The organism is Pedobacter sp. GW456-11-11-14-TSB4, assembly GCF_059424425.1.
Window position 1 is genome coordinate 261,390 of sequence record NZ_JBWKZK010000003.1, and the last position, 23,829, is coordinate 285,218.

Below are 23,829 nucleotides of genomic sequence, written 5' to 3' on the forward strand. Positions count from 1 at the left end.
AATTTATAATAAAAATTATAAACTATATTTCTACGCTGGTTTTATAAGCTTGTATTGCTTTAAGCAGACAATTGGTAATTTCTGCTTGTCCAGCCTCAGAGTTCATGTAATCTTCTTCGCCTGGGTTACTAATAAAGCCAATTTCTGTTAGTATTGCAGGCATGCCCGCTCTTGCTAATACCGCTAAACTTTTCTCTTGCACCCCTCTATTTACCCTGCCAACTTTTACATATTCATCTTGTACCAATTTGGCCAATTTTAAACTTTGGGTTCTGAATGTGTTTTTCATTAACGACAATATTATTGCCGATTCAGGATCGTTAGCATCAAAACCTTGGTAGTTCTCTTTATAATTCTCTTCTAAAAACATTGATGCATTTTCTCTTTTAATCACATCATCTTGCTCGTCTAACCTTCCACTTCCCGAAACAAATGTTTCTACGCCTCTGGTTGATGTACTTTTTGCATACCTGGTGTTGTATACAGGTACTTTTTTACCTTTTTTGTTTCTTACATATCCGCTAATGTAACGGGTACTTACAACAGGCATGTCGTTACAGTGTATAGAAATAAATAAATCTGCTTTTGCATTATTTGCTATGGCAATTCTTTCATACAAAGGAATAAAAACATCGGTGCTACGGGTATAAATCACCTTTACGTCTTTCATATTTTCTTCAATCGCCTTGCCTAAACTTAAAGCCGTTTTAAGCGCAACTTCCTTTTCTGTAGAGTAAGCACCTCTCGTAGAGCCGTCTTTGCCTCCGTGACCTGCATCAATTACAATTGTTTTAATTTTATATTCTTGTGCAAGTATTTGATTATCAGCAAATAAAACTAATACTATACAAATAAATAACATCAAAATTTTATTTGACTTATGCAATGGTATATTTTTCATTAATTTTGAACGTTTTGTGATAGACATTATTGCAAAAATAACATTCATACACAAATTTGAAACTTTTTAGGTACATCATTTTATCATTTTGCGCTCTTTTATTAACATCCGTTGATAATAATTCATACGCATTAAACTTATTTTCGTTTCAACAGGTTGTGCAACAGGTAGACAGCACCAAAAGAGACACCACCAAAAAAGTAATGAAAAAGGGTGGAGGATTGGATGATAAATTAGAGTATTATGCAAAAGACACCACGGACATCGACAGAAAAAATGGTGTAATGCAATTATATGGTAGTGCTCGAGTAATTTACGATGAATTTGAATTAGACGCAGAATACATTAGGTTCGATTCTAGAAACAACACCATATTTGCTCGCGGTATAAAAAATGATAAAGGAAAATATGTTGGTCGCCCAATTTTTAAAATGGGTCAGGAGGGAACTTCATTAGCTGACTCTATTAATTATAATACCAAATTAAGAAAAGGAATAGTTTATGGTGTTTCTACCGAGCAAGAAGGTGGTTTCTTTTCTGGTGGAGTTGCCAAAATACAACCCGATGAAGAAATTCATTCATTAGGACAAACTTTTAGTACTTGTAATTTACCAGAGCCACATTTTGGTATTCACTTTACCAAAGCGATAATCACAAAAAATCAGATTATTACTGGTCCGGTTTACATGGAATTTGAGCGAATACCAATGCCTTTAGGTTTGCCATTTGCATTTTTTCCTAAGCCCAACAAAAAGTCTTCTGGTTTTATATTGCCCACACCAAGTGAGGATGGTGTTAGAGGTTTTGCACTTAATGGTGGTGGTTATTACATGGCATTTAATGACTATTTGGATGCTAAGCTCACAGGTAACATATTCACCAACGGATCTTATGATTTAAACTTAGGGAGTAATTACCTTAAAAGATATAAGCACAATGGTAGTCTAAATCTTGCATATTCGAGTACCAGAAATGGTTTAGAGGGAACTCCAGAATACACACCCCAAAAAAACTTTAATATTGCATGGACACATAGTCAAAATCCTTTAGCTAGGCCAGGTTCTACTTTTAGCGCCTCGGTAAATGCAGGTACGGCAGATTATTTTAGAACAACCGGTGCAAACAATACAAATGATTTTAATCAAATCGCCAGAAACACCTTAAGTTCAAGTATCGCCTATGGCAAAACATTTGGCGATGGTTTATTCAATTTAACTTCAGCATTAACTCACTCACAAGAAACAGTAGGAAAAACAATTACACTAACTTTACCATCGGTTAGTTTAAATATGTCTACCATCAATCCTTTCGATCCAAAAGATAGGGTAGGTACACAAAAATTTTATCAGAAGCTAACAGTTGGTTACAATTTAGAAGCAAAAAATACTGTTAGTGATAAAGAGAACTTGGTATTTGCCAAAGGAGGTTTAAACAGATTTCAAAACGGTTTTCAACATAACATACCAATCAGTTTGCCATTTAATGTTTTGCAGTTCTTAAATTTTAACAGCAGTGTAAACTATACAGAGCGTTGGTATTTTCAAACCATTCAAAAAAGATTTATCAGGTTAGCTACATCAGATAGTGTTAAAATAGATACAGTTAACGGATTTAAACGAGCTGGTGAGTATAATTTAAATTTAGGGATGTCTACCAAATTGTATGGTAAACGAGAATTTAAAAAACCAATAGGAAATATATCGGCAATTAGACACGTAATTACGCCAAACATCGGCTTTTCTTACCGACCAGATTTTTCATCTGAAAATTACAGTTACTTTAAAGATCAGGTTTATTATACCAATGATATTAGACCAGGAAAAAGCGTGCCAATTGCCAATGACGGCTCTCAATTTGTTAGAGGTTCAGATGGTAGACCGTTGCGCTATTCAATTTTTGAGCAGGGTATTTTTGGTGGCCCATCTGCAGGGAAATACGCTGGTTTAAACTTTTCTGTTGATAATAATGTAGAGCTAAAAGTATTATCATCAAAGGATACCACTGGCACAGGTGAAAGAAAAATACCAATTATACAAGGTTTAACCTTCTCGAGTGCCTATAATTTTGTAGCTGAGAGTAAAAAATTAGCGCCTATAAATTTTAGTGGTAGATCTCAATTTACCGATAAACTAGGTTTTAACTTTGGTGGTGTGTTAAGCCCATATGCTGTCGATTTGGTTCAAACAACTACCGGCTCAGGTGCTTCTCAATTTACTTCATCGAGCTTTCAGGAGGTTGATAGATATGTTTGGAAGGATGGAAAATTACCACGCCTGGTTTCGTTAAACTTCTCAACTGATTTTAGTTTCAATCCTGATGCTTTAAAAAGTAGAAACAAAAACATGGATGCCGTTAAAAATGCAAATGATGTAACTAATAATGGTAATAGAACTCCAGAGCAAATTGAGCAACTTGCGGCAATTAGTAGAGATCCAAATGCTTTTGTAGACTTTAATATTCCATGGAACATTGCAATTAGTTATAGCTTTAACTACAGCAATCCACTAGGGCAAAGAGCAACGAGAACTATTAGTAATACCTTAAACTTCAATGGCGATTTTAATTTAACGCCTAAATGGAAAATTCAATTTACATCTGGTTACGATTTAGTAAGAAGTGAAATTTCACCAACTTCTTTTTCAATTTATAGAGATTTACACTGCTGGGATTTAAGCGCAAGTTGGGTTCCATTTGGTCAATACCAAAGTTATTCTATAGATATTAAAGTTAAAGCTTCCATCCTTCAAGACTTAAAACTAAGCAAACGTAAAGGCTTTTATACCAGAAATTAAAAAAGCAGGTACATTGGATAATGTATTTTTTGAAGACAAAATCTAAAAATTGTAAACACATTTGTTCTGTATATTTTCATTATGTACAACTACCCACTCATTCAATTCACTCATTCGAACATTAAAATATGCTAGCTGAAATTATAACAATAGGTGATGAAATACTCATCGGACAGATTGTGGATACCAATTCTGCATGGATGGGAAAAGAGCTCAATAAAATTGGCGTAAGTGTAAAACAAATAACATCAGTTTCTGATAATGCAGATCATATTGTAGAAGCATTAAAAGAAGCTCAGCAACGAGCAGACATCATCTTAATTACAGGTGGTTTAGGTCCAACTAAAGACGACATTACCAAACTTACATTATCTGCCTATTTTAAGATGCCGCTTAGGCGTGATGAAGAAACTTTGGCGCATGTTGAGGAACTTTTCAGGAAGTTTAATAGGCCAATGATTGATGCAAACATTAAACAGGCAGATGTTCCTGATGGTTGTACAGTGATACAAAACAAAAATGGTACTGCGCCTTGTATGTGGTTTGAGGTTAATGGAAAAATTTTTGTTTCAATGCCTGGCGTACCTTTTGAAATGATGTATTTAATGGAAGAGGAAATTTTACCTCGGCTAAAAAATAACTTCGATTTACCTTACATTGTTCATAAAACCATTTTAACGGTAGGGCAGGGCGAATCTTTTCTTGCTAAAGAAATTGAAGACATAGAAGATAGTTTACCAAGTCACATTAAATTAGCTTACTTGCCAAAATTGGGTCAGGTGAGGTTAAGGTTAAGTGCTATCGGGCCTAATGAACAATCTTTAAAAGCAGAAATAGAAATTTACGCTCAGCAAATAATTGAACGTGCAAAAAAATATGTAGCAGCAGAAGATGATGTAGCTTTAGAAAAGGCAATTTTAGATTTGATGAAAGCCTATCAACTTACCTTATCTACTGCAGAAAGCTGCACTGGCGGATATATTTCTCACTTATTAACACAGCATGCTGGCTCATCGGCAGTGTTTGCAGGTGGTGCAGTTGCTTATTCGTATGATTTAAAGGAGTCTGTGTTGGGTGTAAAACATGAAACTTTAACCGAATTTGGTGCAGTGAGCGAGCAAACAGTTAAAGAAATGGCTGTTGGTGCTATAACGCATTTTAAAACAGATTATTCAATTGCAGTTAGTGGTATAGCCGGGCCAGATGGTGGCTTGCCAGGTAAACCAGTTGGCACAGTGTGGATTGCAATTGCTTCTAAAAATACAGTTGTTGCTAAATTATTTACTTTTAGCAATAAACGAATTCAAAACATAGAACGTTCTGCAACAGCCGCTTTAACCTTGTTGCTCAATCTGTTAAAACAAGATTTGAATTAAATGGTTAAAAAGGTGTACTTTTGCGGCTGATTACCAATTATAAACACCAAAACAATATGGCTCAATACGAATTATTGTTACCAAAAATGGGCGAGAGTGTTGCTGAAGCAACAATTATCAAATGGACAAAACAACCTGGTGATACTATTCAACTAGATGACACCATTTTAGAAATCGCTACAGATAAAGTGGATTCTGAAGTTCCTTCTCCGGTTTCTGGTAAATTAGTTAAACAACTTTTTGTTGCAGATGATGTGGTGCAAGTGGGTGCCGTAATTGCGATTATTGAAACTGAAGGTGGCGATAATGCTCCATCAGCACCAGTTGCAAAAGAAGAAGTACAACAGCCAGTTAAAGAAGTTGAAAATATTCCTGGTGTTAATCAATTACCAACAGAAACAACAGAGAATAATCAAACACAAGATTTTAAGAGTTCAGATCGTTTTTACTCTCCATTGGTAAAAAGTATTGCCGCACAAGAAAATATTGCGTTATCAGAATTAGAAAATATTAAAGGAAGTGGTGCTGAAGGTCGTTTAACAAAGGATGATCTTTTAAGTTACATTCAAAATAAATCTGGTGCTGTTGAAAAAGAACAAACTGCAAGTGCACCGGCTCCTGTTGCTGCTCCAGCGGCTGCGTCTAGTACAAATTCACCAGCAGCAAAACCATTAGTTTCTGTAAGTGGTGGCGATGAAATTATAGAAATGGACAGAATGCGTAAACTTATTGCCGATCATATGGTGATGAGTAAGCAAACTTCTCCACACGTTACTTCATTTGTAGAGGCTGATGTTACCAATATGGTAAAATGGAGAGATAAAGTGAAAAAATCTTTTGAGCAACGTGAAAATGAAAAAATCACTTTTACACCTATTTTTATTGAAGCGGTAACTAGAGCTATTAAAGATTTTCCGATGATTAATGTTACTGTGAATGGTACACAAATCATTAAAAAGAGAGATATCAATATTGGTATGGCAGCAGCTTTACCTAGCGGAAATTTAATTGTTCCTGTAATTAAAAATGCAGATCAGCTAAATTTAGTTGGGTTAACAAAAGCTGTAAATGATTTAGCAACACGTGCCCGCAATTCAAAATTAAAACCAGATGAAACTCAAAATGGAACTTTTACATTAACAAATGTTGGTTCATTTGGCAATGTGATGGGTACTCCAATCATTAATCAGCCTCAAGTTGCAATTTTAGCTGTTGGAGCCATTAAAAAGAAACCAGCAGTTTTAGAAACAGAATACGGTGATGTAATTGCGATCCGCCACATGATGTTTTTATCACTTTCTTACGATCACAGGGTGGTTGATGGTGCTTTAGGTGGTTCTTTCGTTCGCCGAGTTGCAGATTATTTAGAAAATTGGGATATCAATAGAGAGATTAGTTAGTTTCCCTAAAAATCGGCGTTTCGTTTCACTCAACATTGTTCATTAGTTGATTTTGACTGATGTATAAGATAGGATATCAAGGTCTGTGGCTCACAGACCTTTTTTTGTGCGAGGAGTATTTCAGGTACTTTTTTGCAAGCTTTTGAGTTTGAAAAAGAAAGTTGCTACTTATCGGTTTATTCAGTCCCGCTCTCGTTTCAAGTCCTCGTTTCGTGCCTCACTGCGGGCTTTTCACTAAATCGGGTTTATATTTTAAAGTTCGTGGTTCTTGGCGGTGGCAACCCCTCATAGTTGTAAAAGCTATTGTACCTAAACCCGATGGTAGTGAACACGTAGGGTCAACCCTTGCGGTTGACCAGAAGTAAAACGAACAGCGGGAACAATTTTTAATTACTTTACTGCTTTTGCTTTTCAAAAAAATATTTTGCGCTCTTTGTGCTTTTGCTGTTAATTGTAGCTAAAAAGCAAAAGCCCCGACATCCATCGAGGCTTTGTGCATCAAAACAAAACAAAAAAAAATCTAGTTTGCAAAAACGCCTTCTTCTGCAATGGCTGCAATATCTTGTTGACTGTAAGTTAACTTGCCAGTTTGTGCAATAAATACATCTTTATTTAACAACAATTCGCGGTGTGCGATTAGGTTTTTTAAACTTATACTGCCAATTACATACTTGTAATCGTTACGAGAGAAACGTTCTGAAATATTTTCCACTTCTAATTTTTCAACTGTATATTCATGAACGTATCTTAAATAAACTTCTATACTCACTTTGTCAGTATGGATAAGTCCATCTTGTTGGTGGTATTTTTTGTACTCATAACGATAATCATAGCGTAAAGCTGCAATGTCCGAAAGTACTGCCGCACCGGTTGGATGTCCACCTGCACCTTTACCGAAGAAGAATTGTTTATCCGCAAATGCTGCCTGTACAGTTACGCCATTGTATTCATTTTCTACGTTGTACAGAAAATCATCAGACTTCACAAATTTAGGAAGCACATAGGTTACCACTTGTTTGGTACTAATTTTACGAGCGGTTGGTACCAATTTAATTTTAAAATTCTTTTCTCTTGCGTATTGAATATCAGCATCAGAAATGTTTTGAATACCCACATTTAAGATTTGATCTGGATTGATAAATAAGCCGTAAGCATGAGCTGTAGCGATAGTTAACTTAAATTTAGGATCGTAGCCTCCAACATCTAAAATCGGATCGGTTTCTGCAAAACCTAAGTCTTGAGCTTGTTTTAATGCAGTAGAATAGGCTAAACCTTCATTAAATATCTTCGATAAAATATAATTTGATGAACCATTAAAAATTCCGCTGATGCCATGTAAAAGTTCATTATCATAATATTCTTCCAAATTTCTAATAATTGGAATACTACCGCAAACTGCACCTTCATACAATAACGATGTGCCATTTTCTGCCTGTAATTTCACTAATTCTGCTAAATGTGTAGCAATCATTTTTTTGTTAGCAGAAACTACATTTTTACCACTGCTCAATGCTTTTTTAACAATTCTAAAAGCTACTTCTGCATCATCAATTAACTCAACAATGGTATTTATTTCTTGATTATCTAAAATTTCATCATGATTGGTGGTAAATAAATTCGCATCTAAAGATCTTTGCTTTTCAGGATTTTTGATGGCAATTTTTACTATTTCTAAATTTAAGTTTTGGCCACGGATGATGTCATGTAATCCTTGTCCAACTACACCAAAACCAAATAATCCAATTTTTAATTTTTTACTCATTTCTTTTTTTGTGATTACTCAGATAAAATGATTTCACTGATTTTATCTGTTTTATTTTTTATTCTGTTTAGTCTTTCTGAGTTAAGCTTAAGCTATTCTACTTAATTTTATAATTTTTTTGTCTGCGTTGTTTTTTAAAAAATTGCCGATAATATTTGTAAGCTTATCAGTTTCTATTAAAAAGCCATCATGCCCATAAGCGCAGTTTATGGCGCTAAATTGTGCATCGGTAATATGTTCGGCTAAAAATTTTTGCTCAGAAACAGGAAACAAAACATCATTTTCAATACCAATAACCAACGTGTTTGATTTTACTTCGGCCAATGCCGCAATAATACTTTTTCTTCCTCTGCCAACATTATGACTATCCATCGCTTTGCTTAAATACCAATAACTGTATGCGTTAAAGCGCTTACAAAGTTTTTCTCCTTGATGATTTTGGTAAGAAGAAGCTCTGTATCCAGTAGTTTTATCGTTAACACTTTCAACTTGGGTATCAGCATAGGCCTGATAAGTTCTGTATGATAGTAAAGCAATGCTTCTTGCTACCTTAAGACCTTTTAAACCACCATTTGGCTGATTAGCATAAAAAGTTCTGTCGGTGCTAATTGCCAAACGCTGACTTTCGTTAAATGCAATACCCCACGGAGAATGAACTGCATTTGTGGCAACCAAAATTAAATTTTCTATGGTTTGTGTTTTTGCCAATGACCATTCCAATGCTTGCTGTCCACCTAACGAACCGCCTATTAAAACCTTAATTTTATCAATACCTAAATGGTTCGCTAGCAAATTGTGTGCAGCTGCTAAATCTCTAATGGTAAATTCTGGAAATGATAAAAAGTATGGTTGCCCAGTAATTGGATTTATACTTAACGGATTTGTTGTGCCATAATTAGAGCCTAAAATATTTGCACATACAATGAAATGTTCTTCAGGATTAAATAGATCATTATTACCAAATAATCCTTTCCACCAATCTAAAACATCAGCATTTGCGGTAAGCGCATGACAAGCCCAAATCACATTATCTTTTTTATCATTCAGTTTACCAAAAGTTTGATAAGCAATTTCTAGATTGCGTAATTTTTTACCGCTTTCTAGTTTGAATATTTTTGGATGTTTATATGTAGAAGACATTTTGTAAAGTTGAATTGTTGAAATGTTGAAATGTTTTGGCCAAATGAACTATTGAACCAATGAACCAATTGTAGCAAAAGCCTGCTCAAAATCTGCTTTAATATCATCAATATGCTCAATACCAACAGAAACTCTCAGTTGATTTGGATAAACTCCAGCGGTTAATTGTTCTGCTTCGCTTAATTGTTGGTGAGTGGTTGCAGATGGCTGGATAATTAAAGTTTTGGCATCACCAACATTAGCCAAATGGCTTATTAACTTCAAATTATCAACAAAGTTGATGGCGTTTTCTTTACTTCCTTTGAGCTCGAAAGACAACACTCCACCAAATCCATTTCTTAAATATTTTTTAGCATTAGCATGATAAGGGCTAGTTTCTAAACCTGGGTAATTTACTTTTGCAACAGCCGGATGATTTTCTAACCAAGTAGCTAAAGCCAAAGCGTTTTCTACATGGCGTTGCACACGAAGCGATAAAGTTTCTAAACCTTGTATTAATAAAAATGAATTAAAAGGAGAGATGGCAGGGCCGAAATCTCTTAAACCTTCTACACGAGCACGAATGATAAATTGGATATTACCGAATGGGCCATCTTGACCAAAAACATCTCCAAAAACTAAACCGTGGTAACCATCAGACGGTTCACTAAATTGAGGGAACTTTCCATTCGCCCAATTGTAATTTCCACCATCAACAATTACACCTCCAATACTTGTTCCGTGTCCGCCTATCCACTTTGTGGCAGATTCTACAACAATATGTGCACCATGCTCTAGGGGTTTAAATAAATATCCGCCAGCACCAAAAGTATTGTCTACAATTAAAGGCAAATCATGCTGTTTAGCTATTGCAGCAATTTGTTCAAAATCTGGAACACTAAAAGCAGGGTTTCCAATCGTTTCTACATAAATGGCTTTAGTGTTTTCATCTATTAAATCAACAAAGCTTTGAGGCTCGTCTATATTCGCAAATTTAACTTCAATCCCTAAGCGTTTGAAAGCTACTTTAAATTGATTGTAAGAACCTCCGTACAAATGGTTAGATGAAACAAAGTTATCACCTGCTTGCAAAATATTATTTAATGCAATAAACTGTGCAGCTTGTCCAGAGCCAACTGCCAAAGCTGCAACACCGCCTTCTAAAGCTGCAATTCTTTTTTCAAAAACATCTGTAGTTGGGTTCATTAATCTGGTATAAATGTTTCCAAATTCTTTTAAACCGAAAAGATTTGCACCGTGTTCAGAGTTTTTAAAGCCGTAAGAGGTTGTTTGGTAAATTGGTACTGCTCTAGATCCAGTTGTTGGATCTATTTCCTGACCTGCATGTAGTTGTAGTGTTTCGAATTTATGTTGAGTTGACATTTTGATTTACAATTTTAGATTTACGATTTACGATTTGTTGTTAGCCGAATTTGGCTTAAGTGATATTGCGTATCCCGTTAATCGGGACCTTCAGAAATGAAATATTTTTACAGAGCCGAAGTTTTTATTTAGTACATGCAAATGCACATACAATTCATAGCAAAAATATTTGCGCATAGCTGATTAGAAATCAATACTGAAGCCTCATTTTTAGCTTTAAACTTAAGAATATCGCTACCAAGCGAAATAGAATTTAATTTTTTCATCTTCTTAATTTATATTTCCAAACAACACCATGTTGAGTGGTCAGGAATTGGCACCTTCTCCGTTAGGGAGGGTTGCCAGTGGGTCTTAGAGCCTGTCTCTCGCCACTTCTTTATAAATCAATAACCATGTTGGTAATTGACTTTTACTTGGTTTTTCCAAATAATGTTTCAAATATAGTATGAAATATTTAATACTGCAAAATATAATTCTGATTATTTTTTATTATACTGATAATAAGTAAATTACAATGATATATTTACTGGCTATTTTTAATTTGGCATTATACTGACTTAAATAATTACCTATCAAACTAAAGTATAGTAACTTTGTAGTTTAAATTAAAACTTTCAATAGTGGATAATTATTTTTTAGATAGTATCATTTTTCGCCAAAAGCAGCAACAGGTAGTTCCATCTAACCAAACCATTGCTAATTGGGCTCAAAATCTACTCAACCTCATATTTCCTGAAAGAGGAGCATCAACTAATTATACACATGATGTATTAAAAGGCGTATTTTTTGAGTCAAAGGAAGAGTTACAATTGATCTTAAAATCAACTAAAGATTGTAAATCTGATAGACACAAAGCTATCGCAGACGGCTTTTTTGAACAATTGCCAGAAATTTATCGCAAACTAAATACAGATTTAGCTTCGCTAGTAAACGGCGATCCGGCAGCACAAAGTGAGTTTGAAATCATAAGATGTTATCCAGGTTTTTTTGCTACCGCGATGTATCGTTTTGCGCATGAATTATACCTGCTTGATGTTCCATACATTCCGCGTATCATAACCGAATATGCCCATACAGTAACAGGAATAGACATTCATCCGGCAGCAGTGATAGGCGAATATTTATACATAGATCATGGAACTGGCCTTGTTATTGGAGAAACTACCGTGATTGGTAACTATGTAAAATTATATCAAGGTGTAACTTTAGGCGCTTTAAGTGTAGATAAATCAAAGTCGAATACCAAAAGGCACCCAACTATCGGAAACCATGTAGTAATTTATTCTGGAGCAACCATTTTAGGCGGTTTAACGGTTATTGGCGAGCGTAGTATTATAGGCGGAAATGTTTGGTTAACTACAAGTGTTCCAGAAAATTCTACAGTTTTTCATCAAGCAGAAATTAAAATTAAATCATCATGAAAACCATTATCGATTGCATTGGAAACACACCGCTAGCGGAAATTAGGTATTTAAATACCAATCCTGATGTTAAAATTTACGCAAAGCTGGAAGGAAATAATCCTGGTGGTAGCGTTAAAGATCGAGCGGCTTTAAATATGATTCGCAGTGCGATGGAACGTGGGGAAGTTGATAAAAACACGAAATTAATTGAAGCAACCAGCGGCAATACAGGAATTGCCTTAGCTATGATTGCCTCCATTTATGGGATTGAAATTGAACTGGTAATGCCATCAAGCTCAACCAGAGAACGTACTTTAACCATGGAGGCTTTTGGTGCTAAAGTTACTTTACTTGATTCTATTGAAATTTGTAGAGATTATGCAGAAGAAAAAGGTAATCGAACTGGTTATTATTTATTGAACCAATTTGCCAATGCTGATAATTATTTAGCACACTATAAAACTACTGGTCCAGAAATTTGGAATGATACGAATGGACAAATTACTCATTTTGTAAGTAGTATGGGTACAACAGGGAGTATAATGGGTAATTCAAGATATTTGAAAGAGAAAAATTCAGCTATTCAAATTGTGGGTTGCCAACCAACAGAAGAGTCATCTATTCCGGGAATTCGCCGCTGGCCAATTGAATATTTGCCAAAAATTTATGAGCCAGAACGTTTAGACCGAATTATGGATGTTTCTCAGCAAGATGCCACAATGGCTGCTCGAGCTTTAGCTAAAAAAGAAGGTATTTTTGCAGGTATGAGTAGTGGAGGCGCTTTGCATTGTGCTTTGCAATTAGCCGAAGAATTGGAAAGCGGGCTAATTGTATTTATTGCTTGTGATAGGGGAGATCGGTATTTAAGTAGTACTTTGTTTGGGTAATGTAAAGCGTCATTCCTGCGAAGGCGAGAATCTTAAAGCGATTGAATTATAAAGCCTCGTTAAATTGGGTATTACCATATTGAATTAGTTTAAAGTGGAACAAATTTAATAAATCGCGTTGACGGGGTCGCCAACGATGGATTTTGATTATTCTTGCGTAGGTGAGAATCTTAAATATCTAACACAATGATTACTCGTTAAGTTCGGAAGTAAAATATGGCTTATTCTCCAAGCCATCAATATTATTTAAGTGACAAAAAAGTATAACTTTTAATTTATTTATCTGAGTAATGACCCATTGCAGAAATTACTTCCACAATGACAGTATTTTCACTTACAATATAAATCATTCTGTCTTTTTGATTGATCCTTCTTGACCAAAACCCAGTTAGATTATATTTTAGTGCCTCTGGCTGGCCAGTTCCGGTATATGGGTGTACTTTTAATTCTTCTAAAATTTCTTTTATCTTATTTTCTACAGCTTTGTTGCCCGATTTTTTATGTTTTCAGTGCATTTTTTGTTAGGTAAACTATAAACTTTCCCATAGTTCGTTTACATCTTTTACCTCGTAACGTTGTTGGTTTGCTGCAGAATCTTTAATTTTTTGTACAAATGCAGGAGCGTAAGGACTTTCTTCTTCTACCACCTCAATTCCTTTATTTTCATCAATGCCAACTTTTATAAGTTCTAAGAGGGCTTTTCCGTAAGTCCTCTTCTCGTTTATTTTTAAGGTAATTGTTGTCATGATTAGGTTGATTAAATTTTTTTAATTAGCTCTAAACAAATATAATAAAGTTTGATCGATTTTTTATTTATCCAAAGCCTGTTCCAAATCAGCAATTAAATCATCAATATGCTCTAAACCAACTGAAATTCTAATTAAGTTTTGTGGTGTTTTAGTATCTGGACCTTCAACTGATGCACGATGCTCTATTAAACTTTCTACGCCACCTAAACTGGTAGCTTGGGCAAATACCTTCACACTGTTTACCACTTTTCGGGCGTTATCACCATCGCCTTTTACTAAAATAGACATCATTCCTCCAAAATCTTTCATTTGTTTTTTGGCAATTTCATGTTGCTTGTGCGATGCTAAGCCAGGGTAATAAACTGCTTCAACTTTTGGATGATTGTCTAAAAATTGTGCTAATTTCATTGCATTTTCGCAATGTCCTTTAATTCGGTAAGCCAATGTTTTAATGCTACGGAGTAATAAAAAACAATCGAATGGAGATGGAACTGCACCACCAGTTTGTTGTACATTTAAAATTCTTTCCCAAAACGCATCCTTTTTAGCTGTGGTTAAAGATCCTCCTAAGACATCACTATGGCCACCAATATACTTTGTGGTAGAGTGCATTACCATATCAGCTCCTAATAATATTGGATTTTGTAGAATTGGCGAAGCGAAAGTACTATCTACTACAAATATCAAATTATTAGCCTTTGCAATTTTTCCCAATCCTTCAATATCAGTTATTTTTAGCAATGGATTGGATGGTGTTTCTGCCCAAATCATTGCCGTATTTGGATTAATGTAGTCGGCAACTTTATCTAATTCCGTTAAATCAACAAAATCAAAAGTTAAAACATCATTAAAAATAGTTAGTAATTGTTTTTTCAATCCCCAGTACATATCATCAGGTGCAATGATATGACTACCAGCTTTTAACGCTTGAAAAACAGTCATGCCGGCTGTGTTACCAGAAGAAAAGGCACAGCTAGCCTCACCAAATTCTAGTTTAGAGATCACTTCTTCTAAAGCTGCACGATTTGGATTGCTTACTCTACTATACATATGTCCACCTGGATATCCGCCAGTTTCATCTCTTAAAAAAGTGGTGGACAAACTAATGGGCATTGTAACATCGCCTGTGGCACTTTTTACAATATTTTGGGCATGTATAGCAATTGTTTCCGTTTTCATTTTAATATTTTAGATGGGGTTTGCACAAAGCTAAAATTAAAATCTGTTCCATTATTTTGTTTTGGCAAGATTTATGTAATTAGCTTATCAAAAAACAAGTATATGAAAAGAATATTTTTAATAGCAGCGTTAATTTGTAGTTCAATAATAGTGTTACAAAGCTGTTCTCCGAAAACAACAACAGGTGCTGTAGCAGCAAAAAGAGGTGATGTATCTGGTAATTGGGTAGTAAATGATATCACTTTTGATGGCATTCCTGAAATTGCAGTTAAATCTTTTTTAGGCGAGGCATCTTACAAATGTTTTGTAGGTAGCACATGGAATTTAACTAACAGTGGTAATGGAAGTTACAGTTTGCCAGCAAGTGCTAGCTGTGCAGCAAAAACACAATCAATTTTTTGGTCGGTAAGCCCCGCTGATGGTACATTCCAATACAAACAACTATTTGAAGGAGAGAAAGCTAAAGAAGTCACTTCAGGTTATCGTTTAGCTTTAGCATCGGCTGATGGAAATAACATGGTAATTAAATCGCCAATTGAATATGGTAACAGGACCGCTTATATTGTAATGAATTTTACAAAAGCAGCTAAATAATCAAAATAGTAACAAGTATTGTAAAGCCCTTCGAATATTCGAAGGGCTTTTATTGTTTCTAAATCATCCATTTTTACAACAAAATGATTTAGAATTAGGGCAATGTTGTACTTTTGTATGAACAATAAATTTACACCGTGCAAGATTTAGCTATACTTCTTAATAATCAAAAAATTTTATCTGAATTAAGAGCGATTGCTCAAAATGTAGCAGATGGAAAACGCATCACTTTCGATGAAGGTGTTTACCTATATAAAAATGCCGAGTTAAGTTATTTGGGAGTTTTAGCCAATTACATCAGAGAAAAGAAGCACGGCGATAAAACTTATTTTAATCGTAATTTTCACTTAGAGCCAACTAATTTATGTGTTTACGATTGCAAATTTTGTTCTTATTCTCGTTTAATTAAGCAGAAGGAAGAGGGTTGGGCATTAACTTTAGATGAAATGCTTGATGTGGTTAAAAAATATGATAATGAGCCTGTTACAGAAGTTCATATTGTAGGTGGTGTATTGCCACAATACGATGTTGCCTTTTATTCGGCCTTATTTACAGCTATAAAACAACACCGACCAGAGTTGCACGTAAAAGCATTAACACCTGTAGAGTATCATTATATTTTTAAAAAGGCAAAAATTGATTACGCTACAGGTATGAAATTGATGAAAGAAGCAGGTTTAGAATCTATTCCTGGTGGTGGCGCAGAAATTTTTCATCCAGAAATTAGAGAACAAATTGCAAAAGATAAATGTACGGGCGAACAGTGGTTGGCCATACATGAAGAATGGCATAAACTAGGCATGCGCTCAAACGCAACCATGCTTTACGGTCATATCGAAAGCTTCGAACACCGTGTAGATCATATGGAGCGATTGCGTCAACTTCAAGACAAAACGGGTGGTTTCCAAACTTTTATTCCTTTAAAATTCAGAAATCAGCATAACCAGATGAGTAACGTACCTGAGGTTTCTGTTATTGAAGATTTGAGAAATTATGCCATTAGTAGAATTTATTTAGATAATTTCGATCATATTAAAGCATATTGGGCAATGATTAGTAGAGAAACTGCACAAATGTCTTTAAGTTTTGGGGTTGATGATATTGATGGTACTTTAGACGATACGACTAAAATTTATTCGATGGCAGGAGCTGAAGAGCAAAATCCAGCAATGAGTACGCAAGAATTGGTTGCTCTAATTAAACAAGTTGGAAGAAAACCTATTGAAAGAGATACTTTATACAATGTTGTTACAGACTACACTGATGTAGTTTTTGAGAATGAAGTAAAGCCATCTTACTATAAATTACCAGTTATAAATTAATTTAGAATGAATGAGTTTTGAATGATTGAATTGTTTTTCATTCAAAACTCATTCAATCTATGATTCAAAATCTTAAAAATTGAAAGAAATATACATTATCCGCCACGGCGAAACAGAATTAAATAGGTTAGGGATTGTACAAGGCAGAGGTGTGGATAGCGACTTAAATGATACCGGTAGAGCTCAAGCTGAAGCATTTTATCATCATTATAAAAACATCAATTTTGATAAAATTTATACTTCAGAACTTAAGAGAACGCACCAAACCGTTAAACATTTTATAGATTTAGGATTACCATGGCAACAATTGGGTGGCCTAGATGAATTAGCTTGGGGTTTATGGGAAGGGCAACCGAATACAGAAGAGGCAAGAATTGCATTTAGAGAAGTAACCGAAAAATGGATTGGTGGAAATTATGAAGCCAAATTTGAAGGCGGTGAAAGTCCGAATGAAGTTAAGGTAAGATTACAGGAAGCCATGGATGTAATTACTAAGAACACCAACGAACAATGTGTTTTAGTTTGTATGCACGGCAGAGCAATGCGTTTATTACTTTGCTTGCTAATGGAAAAAGAGCTGAGCGAAATGGGAGATTTCCCTCATCAAAATACAACATTGTACAGGATGGGTTATGAAAATGGAAAATTTTCTGTTTTAGATTTTAACAATACGATCCATTTAAAAGATTAATAAAAATACCGTCATGCTGAATTTATTTTACTTCGTAGCTTTCCGCTTTGCTACAGGTCAGCATCTTTTTAGCAAGACGGACCTTGAAATATACAGCGAGATCTCTTGAAGGCAAAAATCAATAGAAGCGACTAAAAAATTCAGGGTGACGCGATAGATAGAGAAAAAATAAAGTGAATAAAATAAAAATATCAGCAGTTTCTTATACCAATACCAAACCATTTATTTACGGAATTGAACACAGCGAGATTAAAAATAAAATCGAGTTAAGTTTAGATATTCCTTCAGATTGCGCAGCTAAACTAATTGATGCAAAGGTAGATATCGGCTTAATTCCTGTTGCTGCAATTCCATTTGTACCTAACGCAAATATTATCGGTTCTTACTGTATCGGTTCTATCGGGGCAGTAAATTCTGTTTTTATTTTTTCTGACTTAGAGGTTAATAAAATCAAAACAATTAGGCTAGATCCACAGTCGAGAACATCAAATAATTTAGCCAAGGTTTTATTGAAATTTCACTTTAAGCAAGAAGTTGAATTTGTGTCTGATGATACTGAAACTGATGGAATAGTTTTAATTGGCGACAGGACTTTTGGTAAAAAAGATGATTTTAGTTTTGCTTATGACTTAGGCGAAGAGTGGATGAAATTTACGGGTTTACCATTTGTTTATGCGGCTTGGGTGGCAAATAAAGACATTTCTACATTGTTTATTGAAGAATTTGACATTGCTTTAAACTTAGGCTTAGCTCACAGAAATGAAGTTTTAAAAGATTTAGCTCCGATTGCTAATTTCGATCTGAAAGATTATTTGTTCAATAAATTAGACTTTGAACTAACTGCAGAGAAGCGAAAGGCATTGGATTTGTTTCTTGATTACATTAAAAGGCTGTAAAAAAAGAAACGGGGATTAAATCATACCGATCTTATCCCCGTCATCTAAATTAACGCTCTCGTATATATAAACATCCAAAAATTAAAATTGTTGTGTAGGATGTTAATTTTTTTTATTTTTTTTCAGCTTTCACTTTTTTAGCCTCTGCTGGAGCAGCTTCATCAGTGTCAACTTTATTTTTTGCGGTAGCTTTTTTCTTTGGCTCCTTAACATCTTCCGCTTTTTCAACAACTACTTTCTTTTTTGCTGCAGTTTTTGGTTTTTCATCAACTTTATCTTCTTTAACAATTTTTTCAGCTTTTTTCTTAGGAGCAGCTTTAGCTTTTAACACAAGAGTTTTTTCAATTATTTCTTTTTCCTCAATTACTTCAGCTTTTTTCTTTGGTGCAGCCTTGGTTTTTACTGCTGGAGTTGCCTCAACAGTTATTGCTTCAGCTTTAGCTGGATTAGCATTAAGGTAAGTTTCTAAAATTTGTTTTAAATAAAGATCTGGTTTAGGCATATTAATTACAGTACCAGGTTCTTTATCCTGATTTTGTTTAATAAACGCTGCTTTAATTTTGCCCCAATCTTTAGAATATAGCTTGATAAACATTTCTACAAACTGTTCATGCGTATATTTTTTAGGCAACCTACCTAACACTACTTGTATTTTTTCTTCTTTATGATGTAAAATTGCCATTGTATTTTTTAATGAGTTGCAAATATAGGTATAAGTATTCGGCTCATAAAATGACGATTTTTGAGCCGATTAATTATTTTAATCGGCTCATTATTTATTTTTGCATCCAATACTTTAATAGTTTTACATTCTTTTGCCTTCCAAACCTGATGGAAATGGCAGCCCCGAACAGCTTTTTAGCTGTGAGGGCTATAATGTACAGCAGGGGTAGCATAAATAGATGTGTTGAAACTTGCTTTTCTAAAAGAAAAATCTCTTTTACCTATCCACACGCTAATAATTTATCAACAAAAACTTCATGGCTTAGGCCCAAGATGCTATCTTTACAACTTAGTAATTTTTTAAGATTTTGGCTAAAGCAAAAGAAACCGTAACCCCATTAATGCAGCAATACAATACCATTAAGGCAAAATATCCTGGTGCGTTATTGTTATTTAGAGTAGGCGATTTTTACGAAACTTTTGGCGAAGACGCCATTAAAACTGCCAATATTTTAGGGATTGTTTTAACCAAAAGAGGAACCGGGCCAAACGGTGCTTTAGAATTAGCTGGTTTTCCGCATCATTCTTTAGAAAATTACTTGTCTAAATTGGTTAGAGCCGGACAAAGAGTTGCGATTTGCGACCAATTGGAAGATCCGAAAACGACAAAAACCATTGTAAAACGTGGCGTAACTGAATTGGTAACTCCAGGTGTTGCTTATAACGACAATATTTTAAGTCAGAAATCTAACAATTATTTAGCTGCTGTATTTTTTGATAAACAGCAAGTTGGCGTAGCATTTTGCGATATTTCTACAGGAGAATTTTTGGTTGCACAAGGTAATGCAGAATATATTGATAAGCTTTTGCAAGGTTTTAGGCCTAATGAAGTAGTTTTTCAGAAAAGCAAACGTCAGGAATTTTTAAATCTTTTTGGCGATAAATTTTATACCTACACGCTTGATGATTGGGCTTTTACCAATGATTATGCGAATGAAATATTGACCAAGCATTTTGAAGTAAACTCATTAAAAGGTTTTGGTGTTGATAAATTACAATCGGGTGTTGTTGCTGCTGGTGTAGTGCTTTATTATTTAGGCGAAACAGAACACCGCAATTTGCAGCACATTTCTGCTATTTCGAGATTGGAAGAAGACCGTTATATGTGGTTAGACCGGTTTACCATTAGAAATTTAGAGTTGGTAACCACAGCAAATGATAATGGTGTAACGCTTTTTGATGTGCTTGACCAAACTAGCACACCAATGGGAGCGAGGATGTTGCATAAATGGATTATTATGCCGCTTAAAGAACTAAAACCTATACAAGAGCGCCTTGGAATGGTTGAGTATTTAGTAGCACATGATGATTTATTACAAGAATTTTTAAGTCATATTAAGCCTATTGGCGATTTAGAAAGATTAATTTCGAAGGTTGGTTTGCAAAAGGCTGGTCCGAGAGAATTGGTGCAATTGAGAAGATCACTTTCTCATATTGATGAAGTTAAAAAACTTGCCGAAAAAACCGGAAATGAGTTTCTTTCTGTGCTAGCATCTCAGTTAAATCCGTGTTTAAGTATAAAAGAAAGGTTAGAACGTGAGCTAAATCAAGATCCTCCGGCTTTGCTGATTAAAGGAAATGTAATTGCCGATGGTATTGATGAGGAGTTAGATCGCTTGCGAAAAATCGCCTTTGGCGGAAAAGAATATTTAGTTGAAATACAAAAGAGAGAAGCTGCAACGACTGGTATTCCTTCTTTAAAAATATCTTTTAACAATGTTTTTGGCTATTATTTAGAAGTAACTCATACCCATAAAGACAAAGTACCTGAAAGTTGGATACGCAAACAAACATTGGTTAATGCAGAGCGATACATAACGCCTGAGTTAAAAGAATACGAAGAACAGATTTTAGGTGCGGAAGAAAAAATACAGGCGATTGAAATACGTTTATATGGCGAATTGATGTATCAAGTTGCGCAATACATTAAACCGATACAGTTAAATGCTTATTTAATTGCCAAGTTGGATGTGTTGCTTTGTTTTGCTCAGTTGGCTGTTAAAAACCACTATGTAAAACCAACAATTAACAACACAAAGGATTTAGATATTAAAGGTGGGCGACATCCGGTAATAGAAAAACAGTTGCCGATTGGACAAGAGTATATTACCAATGATGTTTTTTTAGATAACGATAACCAGCAAATCATTATCATCACCGGTCCAAACATGTCGGGTAAGTCGGCTATTTTAAGGCAAACTGCATTAATTGTTTTAATGGCCCAAATGGGATGTTTCGTACCTGCAAAAGATGTGAGTTTTGGTTTGGTTGATAAGATTTTTACCAGAGTAGGAGCGTCAGATAATTTATCGAGTGGCGAAAGTACATTTATGGTAGAGATGAATGAAACGGCCAGTATTTTAAATAATATTTCGGATAGAAGTTTGATTTTATTGGATGAAATTGGCCGTGGAACAAGTACTTATGATGGAATTTCTATTGCTTGGGCAATTGCCGAATTTTTGCACGAGCATCCAAACGCAAGGCCAAAAACTCTTTTTGCAACTCATTACCACGAGTTAAATGAGCTAGAAAATACCATGAGCCGTATTAAAAACTTTAATGTTACCATTAAAGAAATGAGTAACAAAGTTATTTTCTTGAGGAAGCTGGTTCCGGGTGGGAGTGAGCATAGTTTTGGTATTCATGTTGCAAAAATGGCAGGCATGCCTTCAAAATTGATCAATCGCGCCAATGAAATTTTAAAGCGTTTAGAGATTGATAGAACTGAAGGACAAAGTATAAAAGATAGCATCAAAAAAGTTCAAAATCAGGCGTATCAATTACAAATGTTTGCTATTGATGATCCAGTTTTAGTCAAAATTAGAGATACGCTCAATAATTTAGATGTAAATACGTTAACTCCGGTAGAAGCTTTATTAAAGTTAGACGAAATACAGAGGTTGATTAAGAACTAGATGGTTGTAAGGTTGAAAAGTTGGGAAGTTGGAAGGTTAAAAGTGCTTAGTTGTAATATTAAATAGATCAAATGATAAAATTAAAGACTGTAATTTTCTTTTCAATATTTTTAATTTTTACAATAGGCTTATCCTCATGCGGATCTAGAAAATATACAGTTAAACCCAGTGAGAAAGCCGCAAAAGCTGCTGATGCAATGGCAAATTTGAAAAGTAAAGATTTATATCGGTTTATTACCGATTGGACAGGAGTTAAATATCGTTTAGGAGGTTTAGATAAAAGAGGAATAGATTGCTCTGGATTTGCCTTATTGCTACAAAAGGATATTTATGGACATGGTTTGCCAAGAAGATCGAGGGATCAGGCAGATGCTGTAAAAAAGGTAAATCAAAATAACTTAAAGGAAGGAGACTTGATATTTTTCTCTTTTGGAGGCGGAGCAGTAGATCACGTTGGTGTTTATTTAAATAATAATTTCTTTGTACATGCCTCAACCACTCGTGGTGTTATTGTTGATGATCTGAATTTGCCTGTTTATCAGAAAGCAATTGTTAAAACAGGAACTTTAAATTAAAATTATGAGAAAAATTATCCTTACTATTTGTTTTGTTGTCTTGTTAGCTAACGTATTTGCTCAGCAGGTTTTAAAAGTTGGTCAAACATTGCCAAATATAGCGTTGCTTAGCACTAAAGGAACAGTTTATGATCTCAGCGCTCAAAAGGCGACTAAAGGTTTTATTTTAGTATTTATGACACCCACTTGCGACCATTGCATTATGTATGAAAATAGGGTAATAGCTTTAGATAAAAAATATAAGGCAAAAGGTTATCCTGTTGTTGCTATTGGTCCGTATGGAGATAACCCAATTAAATATCCGTTAGATGCGATGCCTGAAATGAAGAAAGTAGCCATAAAAAAAGGTTTTACTTTTCCGTACTTGGCTGATGATAATTTTAAGTACACGACTTTATTAGGTATTAAGCAAACTCCAACAGCTGTTGTGTTGCAAAAAAATAAGAGTGGTTACCTCATCAAATACATCGGCAGAATTGATGATGAAATGGATGAAAACAAAGTAGCCAAAAACAAATTTGTAGAGCAAACAGTTAATAAATTGCTTTAAAAATATCGAAATGTTTAAATACATATTGCTATTTTCTTTCTTAAGTCTAAGTGCCAGTGCTCAAGTTAAGTTATTATCTTTAAATGAGTTAGAACAAAGAATGGCAAAAGGAAAGGATACTACCTATGTTGTTAATTTTTGGGCTACTTGGTGTGGGCCTTGTATAGAAGAATTACCAAGTTTTGAAAAACTGCAAGCTGATTATAAAGATAAACCGCTTAAAGTAATACTGTTAAGTTTAGATTTTAAATCTAAATTGTCAAGTGCTGTAATTCCATTTGTTAACAAGCATCAACTTAAAACAGAGGTTTATGTAATCAATGAGAAAGATCAGCAAAAGTTTATAAAACGTGTTGATCTAAAATGGGAGGGGGCGATTCCAGCAACATTATTTTACAATAAAGAAAATAAAATCAGACATTTTTACGAAAAACCTTTTGAGCGCTATAAAGATTTAGTAGATAAGATGGTGAGCCTAGGCTTAAAACTTTAGTAATCTAGCCGTAAAAGCTAATGGTTACTGTATCAAATAGAAAAAAGAAGATACAAGCAAATAATAATTGATTAAATTTATCCCAAACAAACACTCGGGATTTTTTATGCCTAAAA

21 protein-coding genes and 1 riboswitch are annotated in these 23,829 nt (G+C 34.6%); of the genes, 13 read left to right on the plus strand and 8 right to left on the minus strand.

Annotation, left to right across the window (positions count from 1 at the left end; translation table 11 throughout):
• Positions 1 to 22 precede the first annotated feature (22 nt).
• A complete protein-coding gene (locus tag AC07XU_RS12870) occupies positions 23 to 901 on the minus strand; it encodes an N-acetylmuramoyl-L-alanine amidase family protein (RefSeq protein ID WP_494944036.1) in 879 nt (292 codons plus the stop codon).
• Between the two features lie 158 nt (positions 902 to 1,059).
• Here AC07XU_RS12870 and AC07XU_RS12875 point away from each other — a divergent pair, with 158 nt between their 5' ends.
• The 3 genes from AC07XU_RS12875 to AC07XU_RS12885 all read left to right on the plus strand — a co-directional run bounded on the left by AC07XU_RS12875 (position 1,060) and on the right by AC07XU_RS12885 (position 6,469).
• The gene (locus AC07XU_RS12875) at positions 1,060 to 3,693 is read left to right on the plus strand and encodes a putative LPS assembly protein LptD (protein ID WP_494944037.1); all 2,634 of its coding nucleotides are present in this window, start codon (positions 1,060 to 1,062) and stop codon (positions 3,691 to 3,693) included.
• A 128-nt stretch (positions 3,694 to 3,821) separates the two neighbouring features.
• Complete coding sequence (locus AC07XU_RS12880; protein WP_494944038.1) at positions 3,822 to 5,069, plus strand: competence/damage-inducible protein A; 1,248 nt, start codon at positions 3,822 to 3,824, stop codon at positions 5,067 to 5,069.
• Between the two features lie 56 nt (positions 5,070 to 5,125).
• A complete protein-coding gene (locus AC07XU_RS12885) occupies positions 5,126 to 6,469 on the plus strand; it encodes a dihydrolipoamide acetyltransferase family protein (protein WP_494944039.1) in 1,344 nt (447 codons plus the stop codon).
• A gap of 520 nt (positions 6,470 to 6,989) precedes the next feature.
• On the opposite strand, the gene AC07XU_RS12890 is transcribed toward AC07XU_RS12885, so the two are convergent.
• From AC07XU_RS12890 to AC07XU_RS12900, 3 genes are all read right to left on the minus strand, one after another.
• A complete protein-coding gene (locus tag AC07XU_RS12890; protein ID WP_494944040.1) occupies positions 6,990 to 8,231 on the minus strand; it encodes a homoserine dehydrogenase in 1,242 nt (413 codons plus the stop codon).
• 87 nt (positions 8,232 to 8,318) lie between these two features.
• A complete protein-coding gene (locus AC07XU_RS12895; RefSeq protein ID WP_494944041.1) occupies positions 8,319 to 9,371 on the minus strand; it encodes a homoserine O-acetyltransferase family protein in 1,053 nt (350 codons plus the stop codon).
• A 48-nt stretch (positions 9,372 to 9,419) separates the two neighbouring features.
• Positions 9,420 to 10,733 carry an O-acetylhomoserine aminocarboxypropyltransferase/cysteine synthase family protein gene (locus AC07XU_RS12900; protein WP_494944042.1) on the minus strand — a complete coding sequence of 438 codons (1,314 nt, stop codon included), beginning with the start codon at positions 10,731 to 10,733 and terminating at the stop codon, positions 9,420 to 9,422.
• Between the two features lie 272 nt (positions 10,734 to 11,005).
• Positions 11,006 to 11,118, minus strand: a riboswitch (SAM riboswitch).
• A 235-nt stretch (positions 11,119 to 11,353) separates the two neighbouring features.
• On the opposite strand from AC07XU_RS12900, the gene epsC reads away from it, so the two are divergent.
• Together epsC and cysM are read left to right on the plus strand one after the other, a co-directional pair.
• Positions 11,354 to 12,154: a serine O-acetyltransferase EpsC gene (gene epsC, locus AC07XU_RS12905; protein WP_494944043.1), complete on the plus strand. Its 801-nt coding sequence runs from the start codon at positions 11,354 to 11,356 to the stop codon at positions 12,152 to 12,154.
• A complete protein-coding gene (gene cysM / locus AC07XU_RS12910) occupies positions 12,151 to 13,023 on the plus strand; it encodes a cysteine synthase CysM (RefSeq protein ID WP_494944044.1) in 873 nt (290 codons plus the stop codon). The genes epsC and cysM overlap by 4 nt, the downstream gene beginning before the upstream one ends.
• A 275-nt stretch (positions 13,024 to 13,298) precedes the next feature.
• Here cysM and AC07XU_RS12915 read toward each other — a convergent pair whose 3' ends face one another.
• The 3 genes from AC07XU_RS12915 to AC07XU_RS12925 form a co-directional block, all read right to left on the minus strand.
• The gene (locus AC07XU_RS12915; protein WP_494944219.1) at positions 13,299 to 13,490 is read right to left on the minus strand and encodes a Txe/YoeB family addiction module toxin; all 192 of its coding nucleotides are present in this window, start codon (positions 13,488 to 13,490) and stop codon (positions 13,299 to 13,301) included.
• A 63-nt stretch (positions 13,491 to 13,553) separates the two neighbouring features.
• Positions 13,554 to 13,769, minus strand: coding sequence for a DUF2683 family protein (locus tag AC07XU_RS12920; protein ID WP_494944045.1), 216 nt, complete (start codon positions 13,767 to 13,769; stop codon positions 13,554 to 13,556).
• A gap of 63 nt (positions 13,770 to 13,832) precedes the next feature.
• Positions 13,833 to 14,951: a trans-sulfuration enzyme family protein gene (locus tag AC07XU_RS12925; protein ID WP_494944046.1), complete on the minus strand. Its 1,119-nt coding sequence runs from the start codon at positions 14,949 to 14,951 to the stop codon at positions 13,833 to 13,835.
• A 102-nt stretch (positions 14,952 to 15,053) separates the two neighbouring features.
• Between AC07XU_RS12925 and AC07XU_RS12930 the strand changes: the two genes are divergently transcribed.
• The 4 genes from AC07XU_RS12930 to AC07XU_RS12945 all read left to right on the plus strand — a co-directional run bounded on the left by AC07XU_RS12930 (position 15,054) and on the right by AC07XU_RS12945 (position 18,454).
• Positions 15,054 to 15,545, plus strand: coding sequence for a hypothetical protein (locus AC07XU_RS12930; protein WP_494944047.1), 492 nt, complete (start codon positions 15,054 to 15,056; stop codon positions 15,543 to 15,545).
• A 128-nt stretch (positions 15,546 to 15,673) separates the two neighbouring features.
• Positions 15,674 to 16,867, plus strand: a complete 1,194-nt coding sequence (mqnE, locus tag AC07XU_RS12935) for an aminofutalosine synthase MqnE (RefSeq protein WP_494944220.1) — start codon at positions 15,674 to 15,676, stop codon at positions 16,865 to 16,867.
• 79 nt (positions 16,868 to 16,946) lie between these two features.
• Positions 16,947 to 17,558: a histidine phosphatase family protein gene (locus tag AC07XU_RS12940; RefSeq protein WP_494944048.1), complete on the plus strand. Its 612-nt coding sequence runs from the start codon at positions 16,947 to 16,949 to the stop codon at positions 17,556 to 17,558.
• A 173-nt stretch (positions 17,559 to 17,731) separates the two neighbouring features.
• Positions 17,732 to 18,454, plus strand: a complete 723-nt coding sequence (locus AC07XU_RS12945; protein ID WP_494944049.1) for a menaquinone biosynthetic enzyme MqnA/MqnD family protein — start codon at positions 17,732 to 17,734, stop codon at positions 18,452 to 18,454.
• 112 nt (positions 18,455 to 18,566) lie between these two features.
• On the opposite strand, the gene AC07XU_RS12950 is transcribed toward AC07XU_RS12945, so the two are convergent.
• On the minus strand, positions 18,567 to 19,136 hold the full coding sequence (locus tag AC07XU_RS12950; protein WP_494944050.1) for a hypothetical protein: 570 nt from the start codon (positions 19,134 to 19,136) through the stop codon (positions 18,567 to 18,569).
• A gap of 349 nt (positions 19,137 to 19,485) precedes the next feature.
• On the opposite strand from AC07XU_RS12950, the gene mutS reads away from it, so the two are divergent.
• The 4 genes from mutS to AC07XU_RS12970 all read left to right on the plus strand — a co-directional run bounded on the left by mutS (position 19,486) and on the right by AC07XU_RS12970 (position 23,713).
• On the plus strand, positions 19,486 to 22,095 hold the full coding sequence (gene mutS, locus AC07XU_RS12955; RefSeq protein ID WP_494944051.1) for a DNA mismatch repair protein MutS: 2,610 nt from the start codon (positions 19,486 to 19,488) through the stop codon (positions 22,093 to 22,095).
• Positions 22,096 to 22,166: 71 nt separating this feature from the next.
• A complete protein-coding gene (locus tag AC07XU_RS12960) occupies positions 22,167 to 22,670 on the plus strand; it encodes a C40 family peptidase (protein WP_494944052.1) in 504 nt (167 codons plus the stop codon).
• 4 nt (positions 22,671 to 22,674) lie between these two features.
• On the plus strand, positions 22,675 to 23,220 hold the full coding sequence (locus tag AC07XU_RS12965) for a redoxin family protein (RefSeq protein ID WP_494944053.1): 546 nt from the start codon (positions 22,675 to 22,677) through the stop codon (positions 23,218 to 23,220).
• A gap of 10 nt (positions 23,221 to 23,230) precedes the next feature.
• Positions 23,231 to 23,713, plus strand: coding sequence for a TlpA disulfide reductase family protein (locus AC07XU_RS12970; protein WP_494944054.1), 483 nt, complete (start codon positions 23,231 to 23,233; stop codon positions 23,711 to 23,713).
• The last annotated feature ends 116 nt before the right edge of the window (positions 23,714 to 23,829 follow it).

Excerpts from the sequence above, each read along its gene's own strand:
- AC07XU_RS12925 (WP_494944046.1), bottom strand. The coding sequence starts at position 14,951 with ATGAAAACGGAAACAATTGCTATACATGCCCAAAATATTGTAAAAAGT.
- cysM (WP_494944044.1), top strand. The coding sequence starts at position 12,151 with ATGAAAACCATTATCGATTGCATTGGAAACACACCGCTAGCGGAAATT.
- AC07XU_RS12920 (WP_494944045.1), bottom strand. The coding sequence starts at position 13,769 with ATGACAACAATTACCTTAAAAATAAACGAGAAGAGGACTTACGGAAAA.
- AC07XU_RS12950 (WP_494944050.1), bottom strand. The coding sequence starts at position 19,136 with ATGGCAATTTTACATCATAAAGAAGAAAAAATACAAGTAGTGTTAGGT.
- AC07XU_RS12880 (WP_494944038.1), top strand. The coding sequence starts at position 3,822 with ATGCTAGCTGAAATTATAACAATAGGTGATGAAATACTCATCGGACAG.
- AC07XU_RS12900 (WP_494944042.1), bottom strand. The coding sequence starts at position 10,733 with ATGTCAACTCAACATAAATTCGAAACACTACAACTACATGCAGGTCAG.
- AC07XU_RS12930 (WP_494944047.1), top strand. The coding sequence starts at position 15,054 with ATGAAAAGAATATTTTTAATAGCAGCGTTAATTTGTAGTTCAATAATA.
- AC07XU_RS12970 (WP_494944054.1), top strand. The coding sequence starts at position 23,231 with ATGTTTAAATACATATTGCTATTTTCTTTCTTAAGTCTAAGTGCCAGT.
- AC07XU_RS12965 (WP_494944053.1), top strand. The coding sequence starts at position 22,675 with ATGAGAAAAATTATCCTTACTATTTGTTTTGTTGTCTTGTTAGCTAAC.
- AC07XU_RS12960 (WP_494944052.1), top strand. The coding sequence starts at position 22,167 with ATGATAAAATTAAAGACTGTAATTTTCTTTTCAATATTTTTAATTTTT.
- AC07XU_RS12885 (WP_494944039.1), top strand. The coding sequence starts at position 5,126 with ATGGCTCAATACGAATTATTGTTACCAAAAATGGGCGAGAGTGTTGCT.
- AC07XU_RS12895 (WP_494944041.1), bottom strand. The coding sequence starts at position 9,371 with ATGTCTTCTACATATAAACATCCAAAAATATTCAAACTAGAAAGCGGT.
- AC07XU_RS12890 (WP_494944040.1), bottom strand. The coding sequence starts at position 8,231 with ATGAGTAAAAAATTAAAAATTGGATTATTTGGTTTTGGTGTAGTTGGA.
- AC07XU_RS12870 (WP_494944036.1), bottom strand. The coding sequence starts at position 901 with ATGAAAAATATACCATTGCATAAGTCAAATAAAATTTTGATGTTATTT.